Annotated in this window: 16 protein-coding genes and 1 tRNA gene; 5 read left to right on the top strand and 12 right to left on the bottom strand. The window is 63.9% G+C overall.

Annotation, left to right across the window (positions count from 1 at the left end):
* Nucleotides 1-49: 49 nt before the first annotated feature.
* From yaaA to API01S_RS09080, 3 genes are all read right to left on the bottom strand, one after another.
* Nucleotides 50-823, bottom strand: a complete 774-nt coding sequence (gene yaaA, locus API01S_RS09090) for a peroxide stress protein YaaA (RefSeq protein ID WP_061304205.1) — start codon at nucleotides 821-823, stop codon at nucleotides 50-52.
* 14 nt (nucleotides 824-837) lie between these two features.
* A complete protein-coding gene (locus API01S_RS09085) occupies nucleotides 838-1620 on the bottom strand; it encodes a 3-hydroxybutyrate dehydrogenase (RefSeq protein ID WP_039882856.1) in 783 nt (260 codons plus the stop codon).
* 103 nt (nucleotides 1621-1723) lie between these two features.
* Nucleotides 1724-3013 carry a cation:proton antiporter domain-containing protein gene (locus API01S_RS09080; protein WP_084802396.1) on the bottom strand — a complete coding sequence of 430 codons (1290 nt, stop codon included), beginning with the start codon at nucleotides 3011-3013 and terminating at the stop codon, nucleotides 1724-1726.
* A gap of 307 nt (nucleotides 3014-3320) precedes the next feature.
* Between API01S_RS09080 and API01S_RS09075 the strand changes: the two genes are divergently transcribed.
* Nucleotides 3321-3411: transfer RNA gene (locus API01S_RS09075), tRNA-Ser, on the top strand.
* Nucleotides 3412-3631: 220 nt separating this feature from the next.
* Here the strand turns inward: API01S_RS09075 and API01S_RS09070 are convergent.
* The 4 genes from API01S_RS09070 to API01S_RS09055 all read right to left on the bottom strand — a co-directional run bounded on the left by API01S_RS09070 (nucleotide 3632) and on the right by API01S_RS09055 (nucleotide 8824).
* Nucleotides 3632-5227 carry a methyl-accepting chemotaxis protein gene (locus tag API01S_RS09070; RefSeq protein WP_276525948.1) on the bottom strand — a complete coding sequence of 532 codons (1596 nt, stop codon included), beginning with the start codon at nucleotides 5225-5227 and terminating at the stop codon, nucleotides 3632-3634.
* 350 nt (nucleotides 5228-5577) lie between these two features.
* The gene (locus tag API01S_RS09065) at nucleotides 5578-6195 is read right to left on the bottom strand and encodes a flavin reductase family protein (protein WP_050727944.1); all 618 of its coding nucleotides are present in this window, start codon (nucleotides 6193-6195) and stop codon (nucleotides 5578-5580) included.
* Between the two features lie 3 nt (nucleotides 6196-6198).
* The gene (locus API01S_RS09060; RefSeq protein ID WP_006217852.1) at nucleotides 6199-7155 is read right to left on the bottom strand and encodes a carbon-nitrogen hydrolase family protein; all 957 of its coding nucleotides are present in this window, start codon (nucleotides 7153-7155) and stop codon (nucleotides 6199-6201) included.
* A 16-nt stretch (nucleotides 7156-7171) separates the two neighbouring features.
* Nucleotides 7172-8824, bottom strand: a complete 1653-nt coding sequence (locus API01S_RS09055; RefSeq protein ID WP_050727945.1) for an MFS transporter — start codon at nucleotides 8822-8824, stop codon at nucleotides 7172-7174.
* 170 nt (nucleotides 8825-8994) lie between these two features.
* On the opposite strand from API01S_RS09055, the gene API01S_RS09050 reads away from it, so the two are divergent.
* Complete coding sequence (locus API01S_RS09050) at nucleotides 8995-9858, top strand: IclR family transcriptional regulator (protein ID WP_006217850.1); 864 nt, start codon at nucleotides 8995-8997, stop codon at nucleotides 9856-9858.
* 30 nt (nucleotides 9859-9888) lie between these two features.
* Here API01S_RS09050 and API01S_RS09045 read toward each other — a convergent pair whose 3' ends face one another.
* Together API01S_RS09045 and API01S_RS09040 are read right to left on the bottom strand one after the other, a co-directional pair.
* Nucleotides 9889-10872, bottom strand: a complete 984-nt coding sequence (locus tag API01S_RS09045; protein WP_061304204.1) for a Bug family tripartite tricarboxylate transporter substrate binding protein — start codon at nucleotides 10870-10872, stop codon at nucleotides 9889-9891.
* A gap of 73 nt (nucleotides 10873-10945) precedes the next feature.
* Nucleotides 10946-12073 carry a mandelate racemase/muconate lactonizing enzyme family protein gene (locus API01S_RS09040; protein ID WP_061304201.1) on the bottom strand — a complete coding sequence of 376 codons (1128 nt, stop codon included), beginning with the start codon at nucleotides 12071-12073 and terminating at the stop codon, nucleotides 10946-10948.
* 159 nt (nucleotides 12074-12232) lie between these two features.
* Here API01S_RS09040 and API01S_RS09035 point away from each other — a divergent pair, with 159 nt between their 5' ends.
* Nucleotides 12233-13111, top strand: a complete 879-nt coding sequence (locus tag API01S_RS09035; protein ID WP_061304199.1) for a LysR family transcriptional regulator — start codon at nucleotides 12233-12235, stop codon at nucleotides 13109-13111.
* Between the two features lie 48 nt (nucleotides 13112-13159).
* Here the strand turns inward: API01S_RS09035 and API01S_RS09030 are convergent, their stop codons facing one another.
* Complete coding sequence (locus API01S_RS09030; RefSeq protein ID WP_061304197.1) at nucleotides 13160-14350, bottom strand: amidohydrolase family protein; 1191 nt, start codon at nucleotides 14348-14350, stop codon at nucleotides 13160-13162.
* A 64-nt stretch (nucleotides 14351-14414) separates the two neighbouring features.
* Nucleotides 14415-14612, bottom strand: a complete 198-nt coding sequence (locus API01S_RS28785) for a hypothetical protein (RefSeq protein WP_006217845.1) — start codon at nucleotides 14610-14612, stop codon at nucleotides 14415-14417.
* Nucleotides 14613-14797: 185 nt separating this feature from the next.
* On the opposite strand from API01S_RS28785, the gene API01S_RS09025 reads away from it, so the two are divergent.
* Nucleotides 14798-15295, top strand: coding sequence for an ASCH domain-containing protein (locus API01S_RS09025; protein ID WP_061304195.1), 498 nt, complete (start codon nucleotides 14798-14800; stop codon nucleotides 15293-15295).
* A gap of 272 nt (nucleotides 15296-15567) precedes the next feature.
* Nucleotides 15568-15906, top strand: coding sequence for a hypothetical protein (locus tag API01S_RS28780; RefSeq protein ID WP_006217843.1), 339 nt, complete (start codon nucleotides 15568-15570; stop codon nucleotides 15904-15906).
* Nucleotides 15907-16135: 229 nt separating this feature from the next.
* On the opposite strand, the gene API01S_RS28775 is transcribed toward API01S_RS28780, so the two are convergent.
* The gene (locus API01S_RS28775) at nucleotides 16136-16384 is read right to left on the bottom strand and encodes a hypothetical protein (RefSeq protein WP_006217842.1); all 249 of its coding nucleotides are present in this window, start codon (nucleotides 16382-16384) and stop codon (nucleotides 16136-16138) included.
* Nucleotides 16385-16413 lie beyond the last annotated feature (29 nt).

Raw genomic sequence — 16413 nt, 5'->3', positions numbered from 1 at the left:
GCGTGGGATGAAACGGATGGGGCAGGCAGCGCCTGCCCCGTCGCCGCGATCAGTCCAGCTTGCGGCGAAACACCAGCTTGTCTTCGGTCGAGGCGGACGCGTCGTACGCATAGCCTTCCAGGTCAAAGCCTTGCAGTCCTTCGGGCTTGGCGACCTTGTGCAGGATCGCATAGCGCGCCATCAATCCCCGCGCGCGCTTGGCGTGAAAGCTGATGATCTTCCAGGCGCCGTTCTTCCAGTCCTGGAACACGCATTGCACGACGCGCGCCTTCAGCGTCTTCAAGTCGACCGACTTGAAATATTCCTCGGACGCCAGGTTCACGATCACGGGCGACTTCTTGCCTTCCTGACGCTCGTTCAGGTAGTCGGCGATGGTCGAACCCCAGTACTCGTACAGATTCTTGCCCTTGGGCGTTTCCAGCCGGGTGCCCATTTCAAGGCGATACGGCTGCATCAGGTCCAGCGGCCGCAGCACGCCATACAGGCCGCTGAGGATGGCCACGTGCTCTTGCGCCCAGTCCAGCTGCTTGGCCGACAGGCTGGAAGCGTCCAGCCCTTCGTACACGTCGCCGTTGAAGGCCAGCACGGCCTGGCGCGAATTGGCCTGGGTGAAGCTGCGCTTCCAATGCGCGTAGCGCTGCGCATTCAGTTCGGACAGCGCCGGGCTCAGGCTCATGAGTTCAGCGATGTCTTCGGCGGACTTGGTCTTGAGCACCTTGATCAGGCCAGCGGCCTGATCCACGAACAGCGGCTGAGTGTGCGTCTCGATATGCAGCGGCGAGTCGTAATCCAGCTTCTTGGCGGGGGAAAGCAAAAACAACATTCGTGATTCCTTTATCAGCGCGCCGTCCAGCCGCCATCGACCGAAACGGACGTGCCCGTGATTTGTGCCGCTGCGTCCGAGGCCAGGAATACGGCGGTGCCGCCCAATTGTTCGGGCGTGACGAATTGCAGAGACGGCTGCTTCTCACCCAGCAGTTCGCGGGCGGCGGCTTCTTGATCGACGCCGTTCTTTTCCGCCAACGCGGTGATCTGCTTTTCCACCAGCGCGGTGCGCACCCAGCCCGGGCAGATCGAATTGGCGGTGATGCCCTGCCCGGCCGTCTCCAGCGCGGTGACCTTGGTGAAGCCCACCACGCCGTGCTTGGCGGCGACGTAGGCCGACTTGTTGGCCGAGCCCACCAGGCCATGGGCGGACGCGATGTTGATGATGCGGCCAAAGCCCTGCTTTTTCATGTGCGGCAAGGCGGCCGCCGTACCGTGGAACACGGCCGACAGGTTCAGCGCCAGGATCGCATCCCACTTTTCCACCGGAAAATCTTCGATCAGCGCGGTGTGCTGAATGCCGGCGTTGTTGACCAGGATGTCGATGCGGCCCAACTGGCGCACCGTGTTGTCAACCAGCGCACGCACCGCCTCGCCCTTGGACAGGTCGGCGCCGTCGTAGACGACCTTCACGCCATGCTTGTCGGCCAGCCCCGCGCGCACCTTTTCGATCTCGGCGGCGTCGCCAAAACCATTCAGGACGATGTCCGCGCCTTGTTGCGCGAAGGCGGTGGCGATACCCAGGCCGATGCCGCTGGTGGAACCGGTGACTAGGGCGACTTTTCCTTTAAGCATGAGCATTCTCCTGTGGTCTGGCATAGGGGCGAAAAGCGGAACGGCAACAAGTGTAGCCGCCCGGCACGACGGCAATCATGCCATGCCCCCACGTGGCGCGGGGTCAAGCGGATGGCGGTTTGTCGGCGGAATCGGACGCCGTGGCGGGCGGGTGTGCAGGCGGAGTTGCGGCTGAAGCTGTGGCTGGTGTCGACGCTGAGGTGGTGGACGAAGTCGGGGCAGACGTTGTGGCCGAGGCTGGGGCAGGCAGATCCGCCATGCCGCCACGGTTTTCCGGCACGCGCTCCAGCAGCTTGATCAGCACCGGCACCACGCCCATGGAAACGGCGACCACCACCGACAGCACATCGCGCTGCTCAAGATTGACCAGATGGTTGTCCCACGCTTCGTTGAAGATGGCGAAGCTGAATTCGCCGCCCTGGGCCAGCACCATCGCGAACAGCAACCGGTGATAGCGAGGCAAGCCAAGAAAGCGCGCAAACCCATACAGGACCAGCGCCTTGACCGCCAGCAAGGCGGCCACGCCCCCGATGATGAATGACCAGTGGTCGGCCACCACCTTCAAGTTGACGGACATGCCGATGGCCAGGAAGAACAGGCCCAGCAGCAAACCCTTGAAGGGTTCGATGGCGCTTTCCAGTTCGTTCCGGTAGCGCGATTCGGCCATCAGCACGCCCACCAGGAAGCCGCCCAGACCGGCCGACAGGCCCGCATAGTCGAACAACTGCGCCGCGCCCACCACCATCAACAGCGCCGCCGCCGTGAAGAGTTCCTTCAATTGCGCCTTGGCGGCCCAGCCCAACAGCCGCAGCCGATACGCCAGCGTCACCACCGCCACGGCGATCAGTGCTTCCTTGAACGACGGCGCCGACGTGCCATCCGAGCCCAGCAGGCCCGCCGCCACCAGCATCGGAATGGCCGCCATGTCCTGGAACAGCAACACGCCCAGCGCCGACCGGCCCAGCGGCGTGCGCGTCAGCATGCGTTCATCGAGCAGCCGCAACGCCACCGCCGTGGATGACAGCGCCAGCGACAACCCGCACAGCACGGCAGCCTGCCACTCCATCCCGGCCAGATGCCGCAGCGCCGCGCCAAACACCACGCCCAGCAGCAGGCCGCAGACGAGCATCTGCAAGGTCCCCAGCAGAAAGACCTCGTTGCGCATGGCCCAGAGCCGCTTGGGCGACAGTTCCAGCCCGATGATGAACAGCATCATCACCACGCCCCACTGCGACACATTGATCATGGTGTCGACATTGGTGATGAGCTTCAGGCAGGACGGCCCGATCAACACACCCGCGATCAGGTAGCCGGGAATGGCGCCCAAGCCCAGGCGCTGGGTGATGGGCACGCACAACACGGCGGCAAGCAAAAGGATAAGGATCAGGTCCATGGCGAAGGATGCCGGCTTGGAAAGGGAACGGCCTGAAAACGCGCAGCCCGAATGGGGGGAATTCTGGGCAAAGATTGCTATCGCTGAAAGAGTCGAATGCATTCTTCAACGTTTTTTTTGCACCCCCTTTACACACAGGAAAAAATTCCTGTAGAATTGCGGGCTTCGCTGCTCCAACAACGAAGATCCTTCCGACCAGGGATCTTTCTGTGATGGAACACAAAGGCTGATGAAGTAGACGCAGTTGCAATGCAAGTGCAGATGCCCGGATGCCGATGTGGACATCGCCGTTTTGGAACCCAGCCACGGAGAGGTGGCAGAGTGGTCGAATGTACCTGACTCGAAATCAGGCGTACGGTATCCCCGTACCGTGGGTTCGAATCCCACCCTCTCCGCCAGTATTCAAGAACGAAGCCCCTGAGAAATCAGGGGCTTTTTTCTTTGGGTGGCGTCGCTAAAAATGCTACGTACCAAGATGGGCTGCGCGCCACTGGCGCGCAGCCGCATGGGGCAAAGAGGAAGGCGGCATGCCTCGACCGGGATGCAGTGAGCAGCCCAGAGTTTCGTCATCTGAAAAACTCAAGGCAGGGGGTGGCCGATTTGCCCCCCCCTTTTCCTCTACCCCGCCCGCGCCAGGCTCGTACCCAGCGCCATCCGTTGCGGCGCGCGCGTCACCGCAACCACGCCGGGCAGCTTGAATGCGCTGACGGCTCGCGTCAGTTCGGCCGCCTGGTCCTGCATGGAACCGGCCGCGGCGGCGGCTTCTTCCACTAGCGCCGCGTTTTGCTGCGTCACTTCGTCCATCTGCGACACGGCGCGGTTGACCTGTTCGATGCCGTCGGCCTGTTCGGCGGAAGCGGCGGCGATTTCGCCCATGATGTCGGTCACGCGTTGCACCGAGCTGACGATTTCCTGCATCGTCGTGCCCGCGCGTTCGGCGCTGATCGAGCCCTGGCTGATCTTTTGCACCGTATCCTCGATCAACGTTTTGATTTCCTTGGCAGCTTGCGCGCTGCGTTGCGCAAGCGTGCGCACTTCGGCGGCCACCACCGCGAAGCCCTTGCCCTGTTCACCCGCGCGCGCCGCTTCCACCGCCGCGTTCAGCGCCAGGATGTTGGTCTGGAAGGCGATGCCGTCGATCACCGATACGATGTCGGCGATCTTGACCGAGCTGGACGAAATCGCGCTCATCGTGCTGACCACCTCGGAGACCGTCGCGCCTCCGCGCGAGGCCGTGTCCGACGCGGCGGCCGCCAGCTGGTTTGCCTGGCGGGCGCTGTCGGCGTTCTGCTTCACGGTCGAGGAAAGCTCTTCCATCGACGCGGCGGTTTCTTCCAGCGATGCGGCCTGCTGCTCGGTGCGCGAGGACAGGTCGGTGTTGCCGGCCGCGATCTCGCCGGAAGCGGACGCCATGCTGTCCACGCCGGTGCGGATGCTTGCGATGGTCGCCGCCAGATTGGTATTCATGGATTCAAGCGCCTGCATCAGCTGGCCGATTTCATCGCGCGATTGCACGGTGATCGTGCTGGTCAGGTCGTTGGCGGCGACAGTGCGCGCCACGCGCACGGCGTCCGCCAGCGGGCGGGTGATGCTGCGCGTCAGCAGAACGGCCAGCACCAAACCGGTGATCAGCGCGATCGAGCCGATCACGATCATCCACAGGTTGGCGGCGCCATAGGCGCTCTGGATGTCCGCCGCGCGCGCATCGATGTCCGCGCGCTGAAGGTTCGACAGCTTGTTGATCTGGTCGATGAACTGGCGCGTGGCCGGCAGGAATTCCTGCGTGAAGACGCGGTTGGCCGCGTCCACATTGCCGTCCTGCTTGGCCTTGAAGATCGCGTCGCGCGTACGCAGGTAGTCGCCGCGCGATTTGCGGATGCCTTCCCACAACTGCTTTTCTTCGTCGGTCTCGATCAGCGGCTCGATCTGCTGCTGCAATGCCGAGGAATTGCGGGTGGATGCCGCCGCCTCTTCCGTGAAAAAGCCGGCCAGGCTGGCATCGGCGCTTTTGGCGATGGCGGTCGTGCGCGTGACGCCAGTCTGGATGTTGCGGCCCCAATCGCTGATCAGCCGCTCTTTGATGAGCGAACGCTGCGTCACGGTTTCGACCGATTCGTTGATGTTGGCCAGACTGACCAGGCCAACAATGCACATGACGATGATCATCGCCAGCAAGACGGAAAAGCCACCCGCGAGACGGGTTCCAAGCTTCATGTTTTTCATACTGCCTCCAGCATCCCCCCAGGCGCGTGGATGCGGGTTTCGGCAGTTGCGGGCCAACGGACAAAATCCGCTGGTCCCTGCAAGCCAGACGCCCGCAAGCCCCTGGATGATCCGCCCCCAAAATATTGGTGTTTCGTTGTGCCAAGTAAATGCCGCCAGAGAAGTCGGATTCGAGGATTCTCTTAGCGGTCCGGCAAATGCTAGCAGTCGGGATTTGGCCGGCATCGGGCGAAATGCAGCGCTTTTTGCCACAAGCTCCCGCGTTTGCGTAACCGGCGTGAAAAGTGCGCCACGCAAAAAAAAGGCGGCCATCGCGGCCGCCTGGAGAAAGTCTCGTGCGCTTAGTCGGCCACGGTCGGCCGCGCCAGCTGGAACAGATCCGTGCTGCGCGCGTACCAGCCGCTGCCGTGCATGCGGGCAACCAGGCCCATCTCGGCCGTGTTCACGTAGCCGCGCTCCGCGTCCTGCACATAGGCGTCGGCCACATGCGCCCCAAGTACGCGGCCGATCACCACCACCTGGTGCGGCCCCGTGACGATAGTGGCCTGGCTGACGCATTCCAGCGACACCGGGCTGCCCTGGATCAGGGGCGGACGCACGTGCGCGGCCGGCAGCGCAGTCAAGCCGGCCTTGGCCAGCTCGTCCACGCCCGGGGGGTAGTCCGCGCAGGTCTGGTTCATCTGCTGCATCAGCGCTTCGGGCACCAGGTTCACGACGAATTCGCCGTTTTCAATGATGTTGGCGCTGGTGTCCTTCAATTCGCCATTGGCGCGGCGCATCAGGCCGATGGCCACGGTGGGCGGCTGGTGCCCCATGACGTTGAAGAAGCTGAACGGCGCGGCGTTGACGCACCCGTCGCCCGATATCGTGGTGACCCACGCGATCGGACGGGGGGTGACGGTCGAGGTCAGCAGCTTGTAGACCGTCTGCGAAGGCAACGCGCTGAAATCAAAATGCATGTCTTAGGGCTCCTGGCCGCCCGCGCCATGCGCGGAGACGGCCCGCTTTTCACGGGTGTCGACCTGCAGCTGGAACACGTCGGGCCGAGCATAGTGGCCGGCCACGTCGAAGTCGTACTTGCCACGCAGGATCTGGTTGGGGTTGATGTCGGCGTACAGGATGGTCTCGTCCGAGAAATCCGGGCCCGCCAGCACTTCGCCAAGGGGGTCGATGATAGCGCTGCCGCCGCGCATCAGCACGGTGTCGGGCGCATCGCCCAACGCGCATTCGAAGTCTTCCGGATAGGCCTGACGACGCAGGTGCTGGCAGGCGCTCAACACGTAGCAGCGGCCTTCCAGCGCGATGTGGCGCATGCTGGGTATCCAGCTGTCGCGGTCATCGGCCGTGGGCGCGCAGTACAGCGCCACGCCCTGGCTGTACATGTACATGCGCAGCATCGGCATGTAGTTTTCCCAGCAGATCACGGCGCCGATCTTGCCGTAAGGCGTATCGAAGACGGGCATCGTCGAGCCATCGCCAAAGCCCCAGATCAACCGCTCGCCCGCCGTGGGCATCAGCTTGCGGTGCTTGCCGACCAGGCCCTGGGCGCCATTGAAATACAGCACGGTGCAGTACAGCGTGCCGCCGTCCGCTTCGATGCAGCCCATCACCACGAAGCTGTCGGTGTCGGCCGCGGCCTGCGCCACGATGCCGACCTCGTCGCCGTCCAGCGCGATGGCCTGCTGGTGGTAGCTGGCGAACGCGTCGCGGCCTTCGGGCTTGCGCATGCCGATAGGCGCGCCAAAGGAATTGCCCTTGGGGTAGCCGCCCAGGAAGGCTTCGGGAAACACCAGCACCCGGGCGCCCTGCTCGGCCGCCTGCCGGATCAGCGACGCCGCCTTGTTGGCGCAGGCGACGCTGTCGGTCGGGATGGACGCGGCCTGGATGACGGCGGCCTTGAAACTCGCTTGCACGGACATGTTTCTCCTCGCTTTTTTAGTGGGTGGGATCTTCGTCGATGGCTTGGGCGCGGGTGTTCGGCAGGAACAGGCTGCCGATGACACCCACCACCACCATCACGACGACCGGGTACATCAATCCGCCGAAGATATTGCCGCTGGCCTGAGCCAGGTAGGTGGCGGTAAAGGGCACGATGCCGCCGAAGATGCCGGCGCCGATGTGATACGGGAAGGATAGCGCGGTGTAGCGGATGCGGGCCGGGAACAATTCGACCAGGTAAGAGGCGACCGGTCCATAGACCATGGCGACGACCGCCGTCATCAATACCAGGATCAGAATGATGGTGGCGCGATCCACACGGGCCGGGTCGGCGCGGTCGGGATAGCCGGCCTTGCCCAACGCCTGCGCGTAGGCCGCCTTGTCAAAGCCGTTGACCGTGACGCCGCCCACGCTCATGGCGATGCTTTGCCCCGGCAGCGGCGCGGCATATTCGAAGTTGACGCCCTTGGAGACCAGGAATTTCTTGGCCTGCACGCAGACCTTCTTGTGATCGGCGTGGCTGCCGATCATGGCGGCCTGCAAGCCGAAGTCGCAGGCGCCGCCGCTGGTGTCGGCATGCACGCGTACCGGCGTGCTTTGCATGGCTTGCGCCAGCGCGGGGTTACCGGCCTTGAGCAATACCTCGAACATCGAGTGGTAGCCGATGGCGGCGATGAACAGGCCGGCCATCATGATCCATTTGCGTCCGATGCGGTCGGACAGCCAGCCGAACAGCACGAAGGTGGGCGCGCCGATGATGAAGCCGATCAGGATCAGCGTGTAGACGCTGGTTTGATCCAGCTGCACCGCCTGTTGCAGGAAGATCATCACGTAGAACTGGCCGGTGAAGTAGGTGGCGCCCTGGCCGGCGGTGACGCCGATCAGCGCCAGCAGCACCAGGCGCATGCTGGACCATTGGCCGAACGTTTCCTTGATGGGGTTCTTGGACAGGCGGTTCTGCTGCTTCATGCGCGTGAAGACGGGCGATTCATGCAGCTTGGCGCGCACATAGATCGAAATGGCCAGCATCACGATCGACAGGATGAACGGCAGGCGCCATCCCCATTGGCGGAAATCGTCGGCGCTCATGGAGGCCTGCGTGCACAGGATGACCACCAGCGACAGGATCAGGCCGGCCGACGAGGTGATCTGGATCCAGCCCGTCAACAAGCCGCGCCGCTTCGGTTCGCAATGCTCGGCCACATAGATCACCGCGCCGCCGTACTCGCCGCCCACCGCCAGGCCCTGGATGACGCGCAAGGTCAGCAACAGGATCCATGACAGGTGCCCGGCCGATTGGTAGGTGGGCAGGCAGCCGATCAGCACGGTGGCCCCGCCCATCATCACGACTGTGATCAGGAAGGTGTACTTGCGGCCCCACTTGTCGCCCAGGTAGCCGAACATCACCGCGCCCAGCGGCCGGATGATGAAGCCCACCGCCAGCGCACCCAGCGCGGCCAGCAGCGCAACGGTCGGGTTGTCCTGCGGAAACAGAACCTGGCTCATGAACACGGCCAGCGTTCCGTAGATGAAAAAGTCGTACCACTCGAACAAGGTGCCCAGCGTCGAGGCCACCACCACCTGGCGTTCCTCTTTCCTGCTCAAGGCCGGCGCCGCGCCGATCCGCCCCACTGCCACGTCTGCTTGCATGCTTGCTTTCCCCTGGTTTTTTAGATTGATACTGCTGTACGCATTAACTATTATCAAACTTAAAGGAGACAGCGACAAAGCTGGGGGAAACCCGGAACCCGCGTCCGGATGGTCGAAAAGCGGCCGGAGGCCGCTGCTACACTGCCGCCAAACACATCGTGGAGGCAGTGATGGCAAGGCCCGGCAAGGTAGAAAAAGACACAGAAAAGACGCCGACCGCAGCGCGCAGGGGCATCCAGTCGATAGAAGTGGGCTTTCGCATCCTGGACCTGATCCGCAAGACGGGCCGGCCGCTGCCCTTGAAGGAAATCGCGGACGCCTGCGAGCTGACCGTGCCCAACGTGCATTACTACCTGGTCAGCTTCCAGAAGGTGGGCGTGGTGCAACAGCATGCGGACACCGGCCATTACGGCCTGGGGCCTTACGCCTTGCGGCTGGGCCTGGCGGCGCTGGAACAGTTCGACGTTTTCACCTCGGCGCGGCCGATCATGGCCGAAGTGGCCGCGGTGACCGGACACACCGTGTTCCTGGGGGTATGGGGCAACAAGGGGCCCACCATCGTCTATCGCGTGGAAGGCAGCCGCAGCCGGCCCCTGCTGGAATTGCGCGTGGGCACCGTGATGCCGCTGCTGTCATCCGCGCTGGGCCGAAATTTCCTGGCGCACTTGCCCGACGCGCTGACGCGCGATCTGCTGGAACGGGAACTGGCGTCGTCGGTGCCGGAAAGCCAGGGCGGCGCGCCGGGCAATTCCTATACCGCGAAAGACGTGCAGGCCATTCGCGACGAAGTCCAGAAGCACCACATCAGCCGCTGCCGCCACGCGCTGCTGCCGCACTTCACGTCCTTGTCCGCGCCCATTTTCGACATGCTGGGCGAAATGACGGCCGCCATCACGTTGATGGGGCCGGTGGGCGCCATCGATGACGACCTGGATTCCAGCACCGCGCGCCTCTTGCGCGAAAAGGCCCGGTCGATCTCGGCCATGGCCGGCTGGGAAGACGGCGAACCGGACCCGGCCTCGCGCGCCAACTGACACGGCAAGGCGGCCGGGCCCGCCCTCCGTTCAGCTTTCGACGACGATGTTGGCGTCCTGGATGGTCTTGGCGTATTTGCGCTGTTCCTGCGCCATGAAGTCGGCAAAGCGCTGCACGCTGCCGCCGCCCTCTTCCGCCCCCACCTGCGCCAGCTTTTCCTGCACGTCCGGCATCGCCAACACCTGATCGATGTCGCGATTCATGCGTTCGACCATCGCGGCGGGCATCTTGCCCGGTCCGACCATGCCGAACCAGATGCTGGCCTCGAAGCCGGGGTAGCCTTGTTCGGCCACGGTGGGCACGTCGGGCTGGCTCTTCGAGCGGCGTTGCAGAGTCTGCGCCAACGCCATCACCTTGCCCGATTGCAACAGCGGCGTGGCGGTGGTCATGCCTTCAAAGCAGTACTGCACGTGGCCGCCCAACAGATCGTTCATCAGCGGAGCCGATCCCTTGTAAGGCACGTGCAGCACCTCGATGCCGGCCCGCGCCTTGAAGATCTCCAGCGCAAGATGCTGCGCCGAGCCCGCGCCCGCCGATCCAAACACGATCTTGCCGGGCTGCGCGCGACACAGCTGGACCAGGTCGGCCAGCGTCTTGGCGGGCTGCGATGCGCCGCCGATCAGGATGGTGGGCGTCTTGCCGACCAGCGCAATGGGCGTGAAGTCGCGGGACACGGAATAGGCCAGCTTGGGGTGCAGGCCCGGCGCGATGCCGTGGCTGTTCACATGCGCCATCAACAGCGTGTTGCCGTCATTGGGTTGCCGCGCCACCTGCTCGGCGGCGATCACGCCCGCCGCGCCCGCGCGGTTTTCCACGATGACGGGGATGTTCCACATCACGCCCAGCTTTTGCCCCAAGAGGCGCGCCAGCACGTCGGTGCCGCCACCCGCCGGAAAGCCGACCACGATTTTCACCGGGCCTGCCGGCATGTCCTGCTGCGCTCGCGCCGTGACGGGCAGCACGAGCGCCGCCCCCAGCGCCGCCGCGCCGGTCATGAATTGCCTGCGTTGCATTGTTGTCTCCTCGTGCCGGTCCCGAAGGCCGGCAGCTTTTTTCTACAAAAGCGCCGCCTGCTTTTCGTGACGCTCAGCCCTTGACGCGTACCCACTTGCCAAATTTTTCAACCGTGCGCTCGTCGAATCCAAAGCCCAGGCCGGGCTCTTGATGCAGCACCACGCGGCCTTTCTGATGGGTCAGCTGGCGGTCGACCAGCTTGCGGAAATTAAGCACCTGGTCGTCCCAGAAGAATTCGACGTAGCGTGCATTCGACGTGGCCGCGACCAGCGGAGCATGCACGTCGTGGAACCAATGCGGGCAGACCACCACGCCGTAGCTGGCGGCAGTGGCGGCAATGCGCTTCCATTCGGTGATGCCGCCGCAGACCGCCGCATCGGTTTGCAGGATGCCTGCGGCCCCTTTGTCCAGCAGCTCCTTGTGGTACCAGCGGCCATAGCCGATTTCGGCCGTCGCGATCGGCAGATGCGTCAGGCGCGCCAGCTTGGCATGGCTGTCGATATCGTCGGGGCCGAAAGGTTCTTCAATGAAATAGGGCTCGTACTGCTCGAAGCGCCGGACGTACTGCATGGCCTGCGTGACGTCCTGCCAGGCGTTGTTGCAATCCATCATCAGTTCGACATCGGGGCCGACGGCTTCGCGCGCGGCCTTCAGCCGCGCCTCTTCCTCGCGCGGCGACAGGCGGCCTGTCTTCATCTTCACGGCGCGAAAACCCTTGTCGACGTAGCTGGCCATTTCCTCGCCCAGATGCTGGGGCGTCTTGCCATCCAGGTAGTAGCCGCCACTGGCGTAGGCCGGCACGGACTCCAGCTCGACCGCGCCCAGGAACTTGTGCAAGGGCAGGCCGGCCGTCTTGGCGTTCAGGTCCCACAGCGCAATGTCCAGCGCGCTCAATGCGCGCATCACCGTGCCCTGCCGCCCTTGCAGCAGCGCTTCCTGGTACATGGCCTGCCACAGCCCCTCGACGGCATGCGAATCGCGGCCCAGCAGCACCGGGGCCAACAAGCTTTGCACGGCCGCTTCGAAGATGGCGCCGCCGGCGCTGCCCACATAGCAAAAGCCGATGCCTTCGACGCCGTCGCTGGAACGCACCTTGACCAGCCCGTAGTGGCGGGTGGAAACGCTGCGGTTTGAAAACGAGGTGACTTTGTCCAGCGGCACGGCGGCGGCGCAAACGTCGATGGATTCAATGATGGGCACGGCAAGCTCCTTGATGGCGGGTATCGAACGCGCCGCGCTGGCGCATGTGCAACGCGCGGCTCGCTTTGAACGTATTCTTGCCGCCGCCAAACAAAACAACAATTATCTTCATCCATCTTTAGAATACGGAAAATCCATCTTTCCAAAGGGCTGGCCGTCGTGGACTCGCGTTTTCTTCAGACTTACGTGCATGTGGTGGAACTGGGGTCCATCGCGCAGGCGGCGCGCCACCAGGGCTTGACGCCGGCGACGGTGCAGCAGCGCCTGCGCGCGCTGGAGGGCGACGTGGGCAGTGCACTGATCGTGCGTTCGGGCCGTACGGTCAAACCCACGCCGGCCGGCATGCGCATCCTTGAACGCGCGCGCCATATCCTGCGCGATGTGCGCGACCTGCGTTCGGCGGCCAGCGACACCGCCCTGCCCGCCGGCCCCTTGCGCCTGGGCGCCACGCCCACGGCGCTGACTGGCATCATGCCGCCTGTATTGAGAACCTGGGTGGCAAGCCATCCGCACATCGAGATCTACATCGAGCCCGCGCCGACCACCCTGCTCTACAGCAAGGTGCTGTCCGGCGAACTGGACGGCGCGCTGCTGGTGCACCCGCTGTTTTCCTTGCCCAAGACCTGCGACTGGCGCGACCTGCGCCACGAACCGCTGGTGCTGGTCACCCCATCCGACATGAAGGTGCGCGACCCGCTGGCCGTGATCGCGCGCGAACCGTACATCTGCTATGACCGCAGCGTGGTGGGCGGCAAGATGGCCGACGACTACCTGCGCGCGCGCAATCTGCGGCCGCACGTGCGCTTTGAGCTCGACGGAATCGATTCCATCGCCAAGCTGGTCGCGGAGGGATTGGGGGTGGCGGTGCTGCCCGACTGGGCGACGACGGGCGAGCCGGCCGCGCGCGTCAAGCGCTGGCCGCTGCCCGCGCCCTGCCCGGTGCGCACGGTGGGCGCGATCTGGCTGCGCGCGGGCGTGCGGTCTGAATTGATGCGTGCGTTCGTGGCGTTGACCGAAACGCAGTTGGGCTTGAATTGATGCGCGCGCCGTGGCGTTGGCCTAAGCGCGTCTGGGCCTGAAAAGCGGCTAGGCGATCGCGTCCTGGCCGTTGCGCGCCACGATCACGCCGCCCGATATCACCAGGCGGCGCGGCTTGCGCGTGACGACGGCTTCGGCAACGCAGCTGGCGTCCACCAGGACCAGGTCGGCGCGCGCGCCCGGCACCAGGCCGTAGTGTTCAAAGCCACAGGCGCGGGCGGCGGCGGCGCTGACGCAATCAAACGCCCATTGCACTTCATCGTCGCGGCGCAGGTCGTTGCGCAAGCCGATCATCATGGCGCGCGCCAGCATGTCGGGGCTGCCGTAGGGCGTCCAGGTGTCGCGGATGCCGTCGTTGCCACCAAAGATCGTGACGCCCGCCTCGCGGCAGGCGCGCAGCGGCGGCACCGGCCGCGATGGCGGTGCGGTAGTGAGCAGCGCGACGTCCAGGGTGGCCAGGCGCTTGAGCAGTCCGTCCAGCCGCTTGGCGTCCACGCCGCCCAGACAGAACGCATGGCTGATCACCACCTTGCCTTGCATGCCCAGCGCCTGCACGCGGTCCAGGATCAGGTCCAGCGTGAACGCGCCCAATTCGCCCGGTTCGTGCAGGTGGATATCGACGGGTTTGCCGTGTTTCGTGGCCAGGCCGAACAGCACGTCCAGGGATTGCGCGGGGTCGCGGTCGATGGCGGACGGGTCCAGCCCGCCCAATACATCCGCTCCTTCGGCCAGCGCCTGGTCCAGCAGTTGCGCGGTGCCGGGCCGCACCAGCAGGCCGGATTGCGGAAACGCCACGGTCTGGATTTCCACGCGACCCGCCAATTCATCGCGGATGGCATGCACGCCGTCCAGGTGACGCAGGCCCGCGTCGGTGTCGACATCGACGTGGCTGCGGATGCGGGTCGTACCTTCGCGCAGGAAGGCCAGCGCCAGCGCGCGCGCATGGCTGGCGGCGTCGTGGCCCGAACTGGCGCGCCAGGCGCGTTCGTTGTCAATGCGGTCGGTCAGCAGCGGACCGACCTCATTCACGTACCAGGGCGAGTCCCAGTTGGTTTTGTCCAGGTGCGTGTGGCCTTCGACAAGGCCCGGCAACAGCAAGGCGCCACCGCCATCCTCGACCAGAACGTCGGCGGGCGCGTGAACGCCAGAACCGATTTGCAGGATGCGCCCGTCGCGCACTTGTACGTCAACGGCATCGGCCACCGACAGGCGGACGTTCTTAAAGAACAAATCGGTCATGGAGGTTTCCGGGACAAACGAAAGCGGCCGACCCGGCGGGTCGGCCACGTATCAGCCTGAAGGTTCAGACCAGCGGCGGTTCTATCCAGAAGAAGCGTTCGCCTTGGCGAATCATATCGGCCACGCCTTCCGCGCCGATGCGATAGTCCGAACCCATGAGCGTTGCGCCACCGTCATCATGGATGTGGATAACGGCCAGCGGGTCATTGGCCATGGTGTACCAGTAGTACCCGGGCTTGAGATTATGCAGGTCAGTAGTCATTGCTCGAGTATACAAACAACGCCACAAGACAAAAAGACAACAGAAATACAAAGCATGCCTGACAGCCTGAACACGACACGTCATACTGCGTCATCCTGATCTGGATTAGCTGGTACAGGTGTCACGCGTCAATATTGCGGCAGAGGGGATCCGCAGACGTCGGTCGATTGGAGAACAGCGAGCGCATGAAAAGGCAGTCACTTCAATTTAGCGAGCCGCTCAAGCAAGCCGTATTGGCGGGCTCGAAAGTGCAGAGCCGACGTATCCTGAAGCCGCAACCCACCAAACTCACGACGGCTTGGTATGCGGACGCAGCCGACGCTGGCCGATGGGTCGCAATGGGACCGGATCGCGATAATCCTTCCGAATTGCGCAGGACGTCCAGCTGGGTCAGATGCCCTTATGGAAAATCCGGCGAAAGCATCGTATTGACCGATGAAGCCGGCGTGCCATTCGCCCACGCCCTGGTGGTAGGCGTGCGCATTCAGCGCCTGCAAAACCTGACCGAAGCCGACGCCCGCGCCGAAGGCACCGAAGCGCTGTATCAATCGTCGGCGCTACTGCCTAGCGTGCCACTTCAAACAGCGTTTGCGCTGACGTGGTGCGAGCGTTACGGCTCGCACGCCTGGGCCGCCAATCCCTGGGTGTGGGTCGTGGAATACCGCCGCACGCAAACCTTGTAGTCCGGGCGCCACGCTGCCCCCGATTGATGGTGACGGGGTGTAACGCGGGCGACTGACTTCATCGCATTCCACTTCATTTCAATCGATTTCAGATCTGTGGCTACCAGAGCAGACGCACTAGTCCTGCACTGCAACACCGATCCTGCCGCCGCCCCCGCGTCGGTTGCGGATTGTCGCTATTGCGGCTCGCGCACTTACGAATCCGGAGCCGAAAAGTCCGAAAATAGGGGCGTCGAATAACTTTGCTGTGTCGTGCAGCAGGCAGGTGCAACATGAAAAAGTGGCTTATTGCTAGTGCTGGTGCCGCGGGTCTGCTGATCTCCAGCGTGGCCTTTGCCCGGGTGGATGTGGGTATTTCCATCGGCGTGCCCGGCGTGGTGTACCCCGCGCCGGTCTACGTCGCCCCGGCTCCCGTGTACGTCGCACCGCCGCCCCCGGTTTATTACCGCCCGGCTCCGGTCTACGTGGCGCCTCCGGTGGTTTATCCCGCTCCGGTTTATTACCGTGGCGGCCCGCACTGGCGCGGTGGTCCTCCCCCGCGTTATTACGGCCCGGGCCCTGGCTATTATCGCGGCGGACCCGGACATGGCCACGGCGACTGGCGCCGTTAATCAAACCCGAAGCATAAATACGAAGGCCACTCGAAAGAGTGGCCTTTTTTCCGTCGGGACAATGTCCGGTGCCCCGTTGGATGACTATCAGACCGCGGGGGCCTGTAGCGGTTTTTCCGCCGCAGCGGATTTTTGGGAAACCGGCGCGGGCTTGCCATCTGCCCAACGCGGCGTTTCCTGAACAAGATCAATCCATCGGCGGGGTGCGCTAGACGCCCGCCACCAACCATTATGCGGACGCATGGGCAAACTCCGGTTCACCATTAAAACGCACACCATTGATGTCTTGGAACAACTGACGGCTTTCCAATTCAGCTTCGTGCAGGTCAGAGAACGGCGCCTGTCCGGGTACCGTCCAGCATTTTTCCGGTGCGGTACCGCCAACCCGGCGGGTCCATATCTGCACGCGGTAGCCCTGTTCGTCTTCGCGAGCGACAGAGCATCTCACACGAAAATCTCCAATCATTCTTGAAGTCATGGACAACTCCTTGTTATATAAGTGAATGA

The sequence above is a fragment of the Achromobacter piechaudii NBRC 102461 genome (assembly GCF_001571245.1).
In the GTDB taxonomy this organism is placed as follows: domain Bacteria; phylum Pseudomonadota; class Gammaproteobacteria; order Burkholderiales; family Burkholderiaceae_B; genus Achromobacter; species Achromobacter piechaudii.
This window is presented reverse-complemented; position numbering and strand designations above follow the sequence as displayed.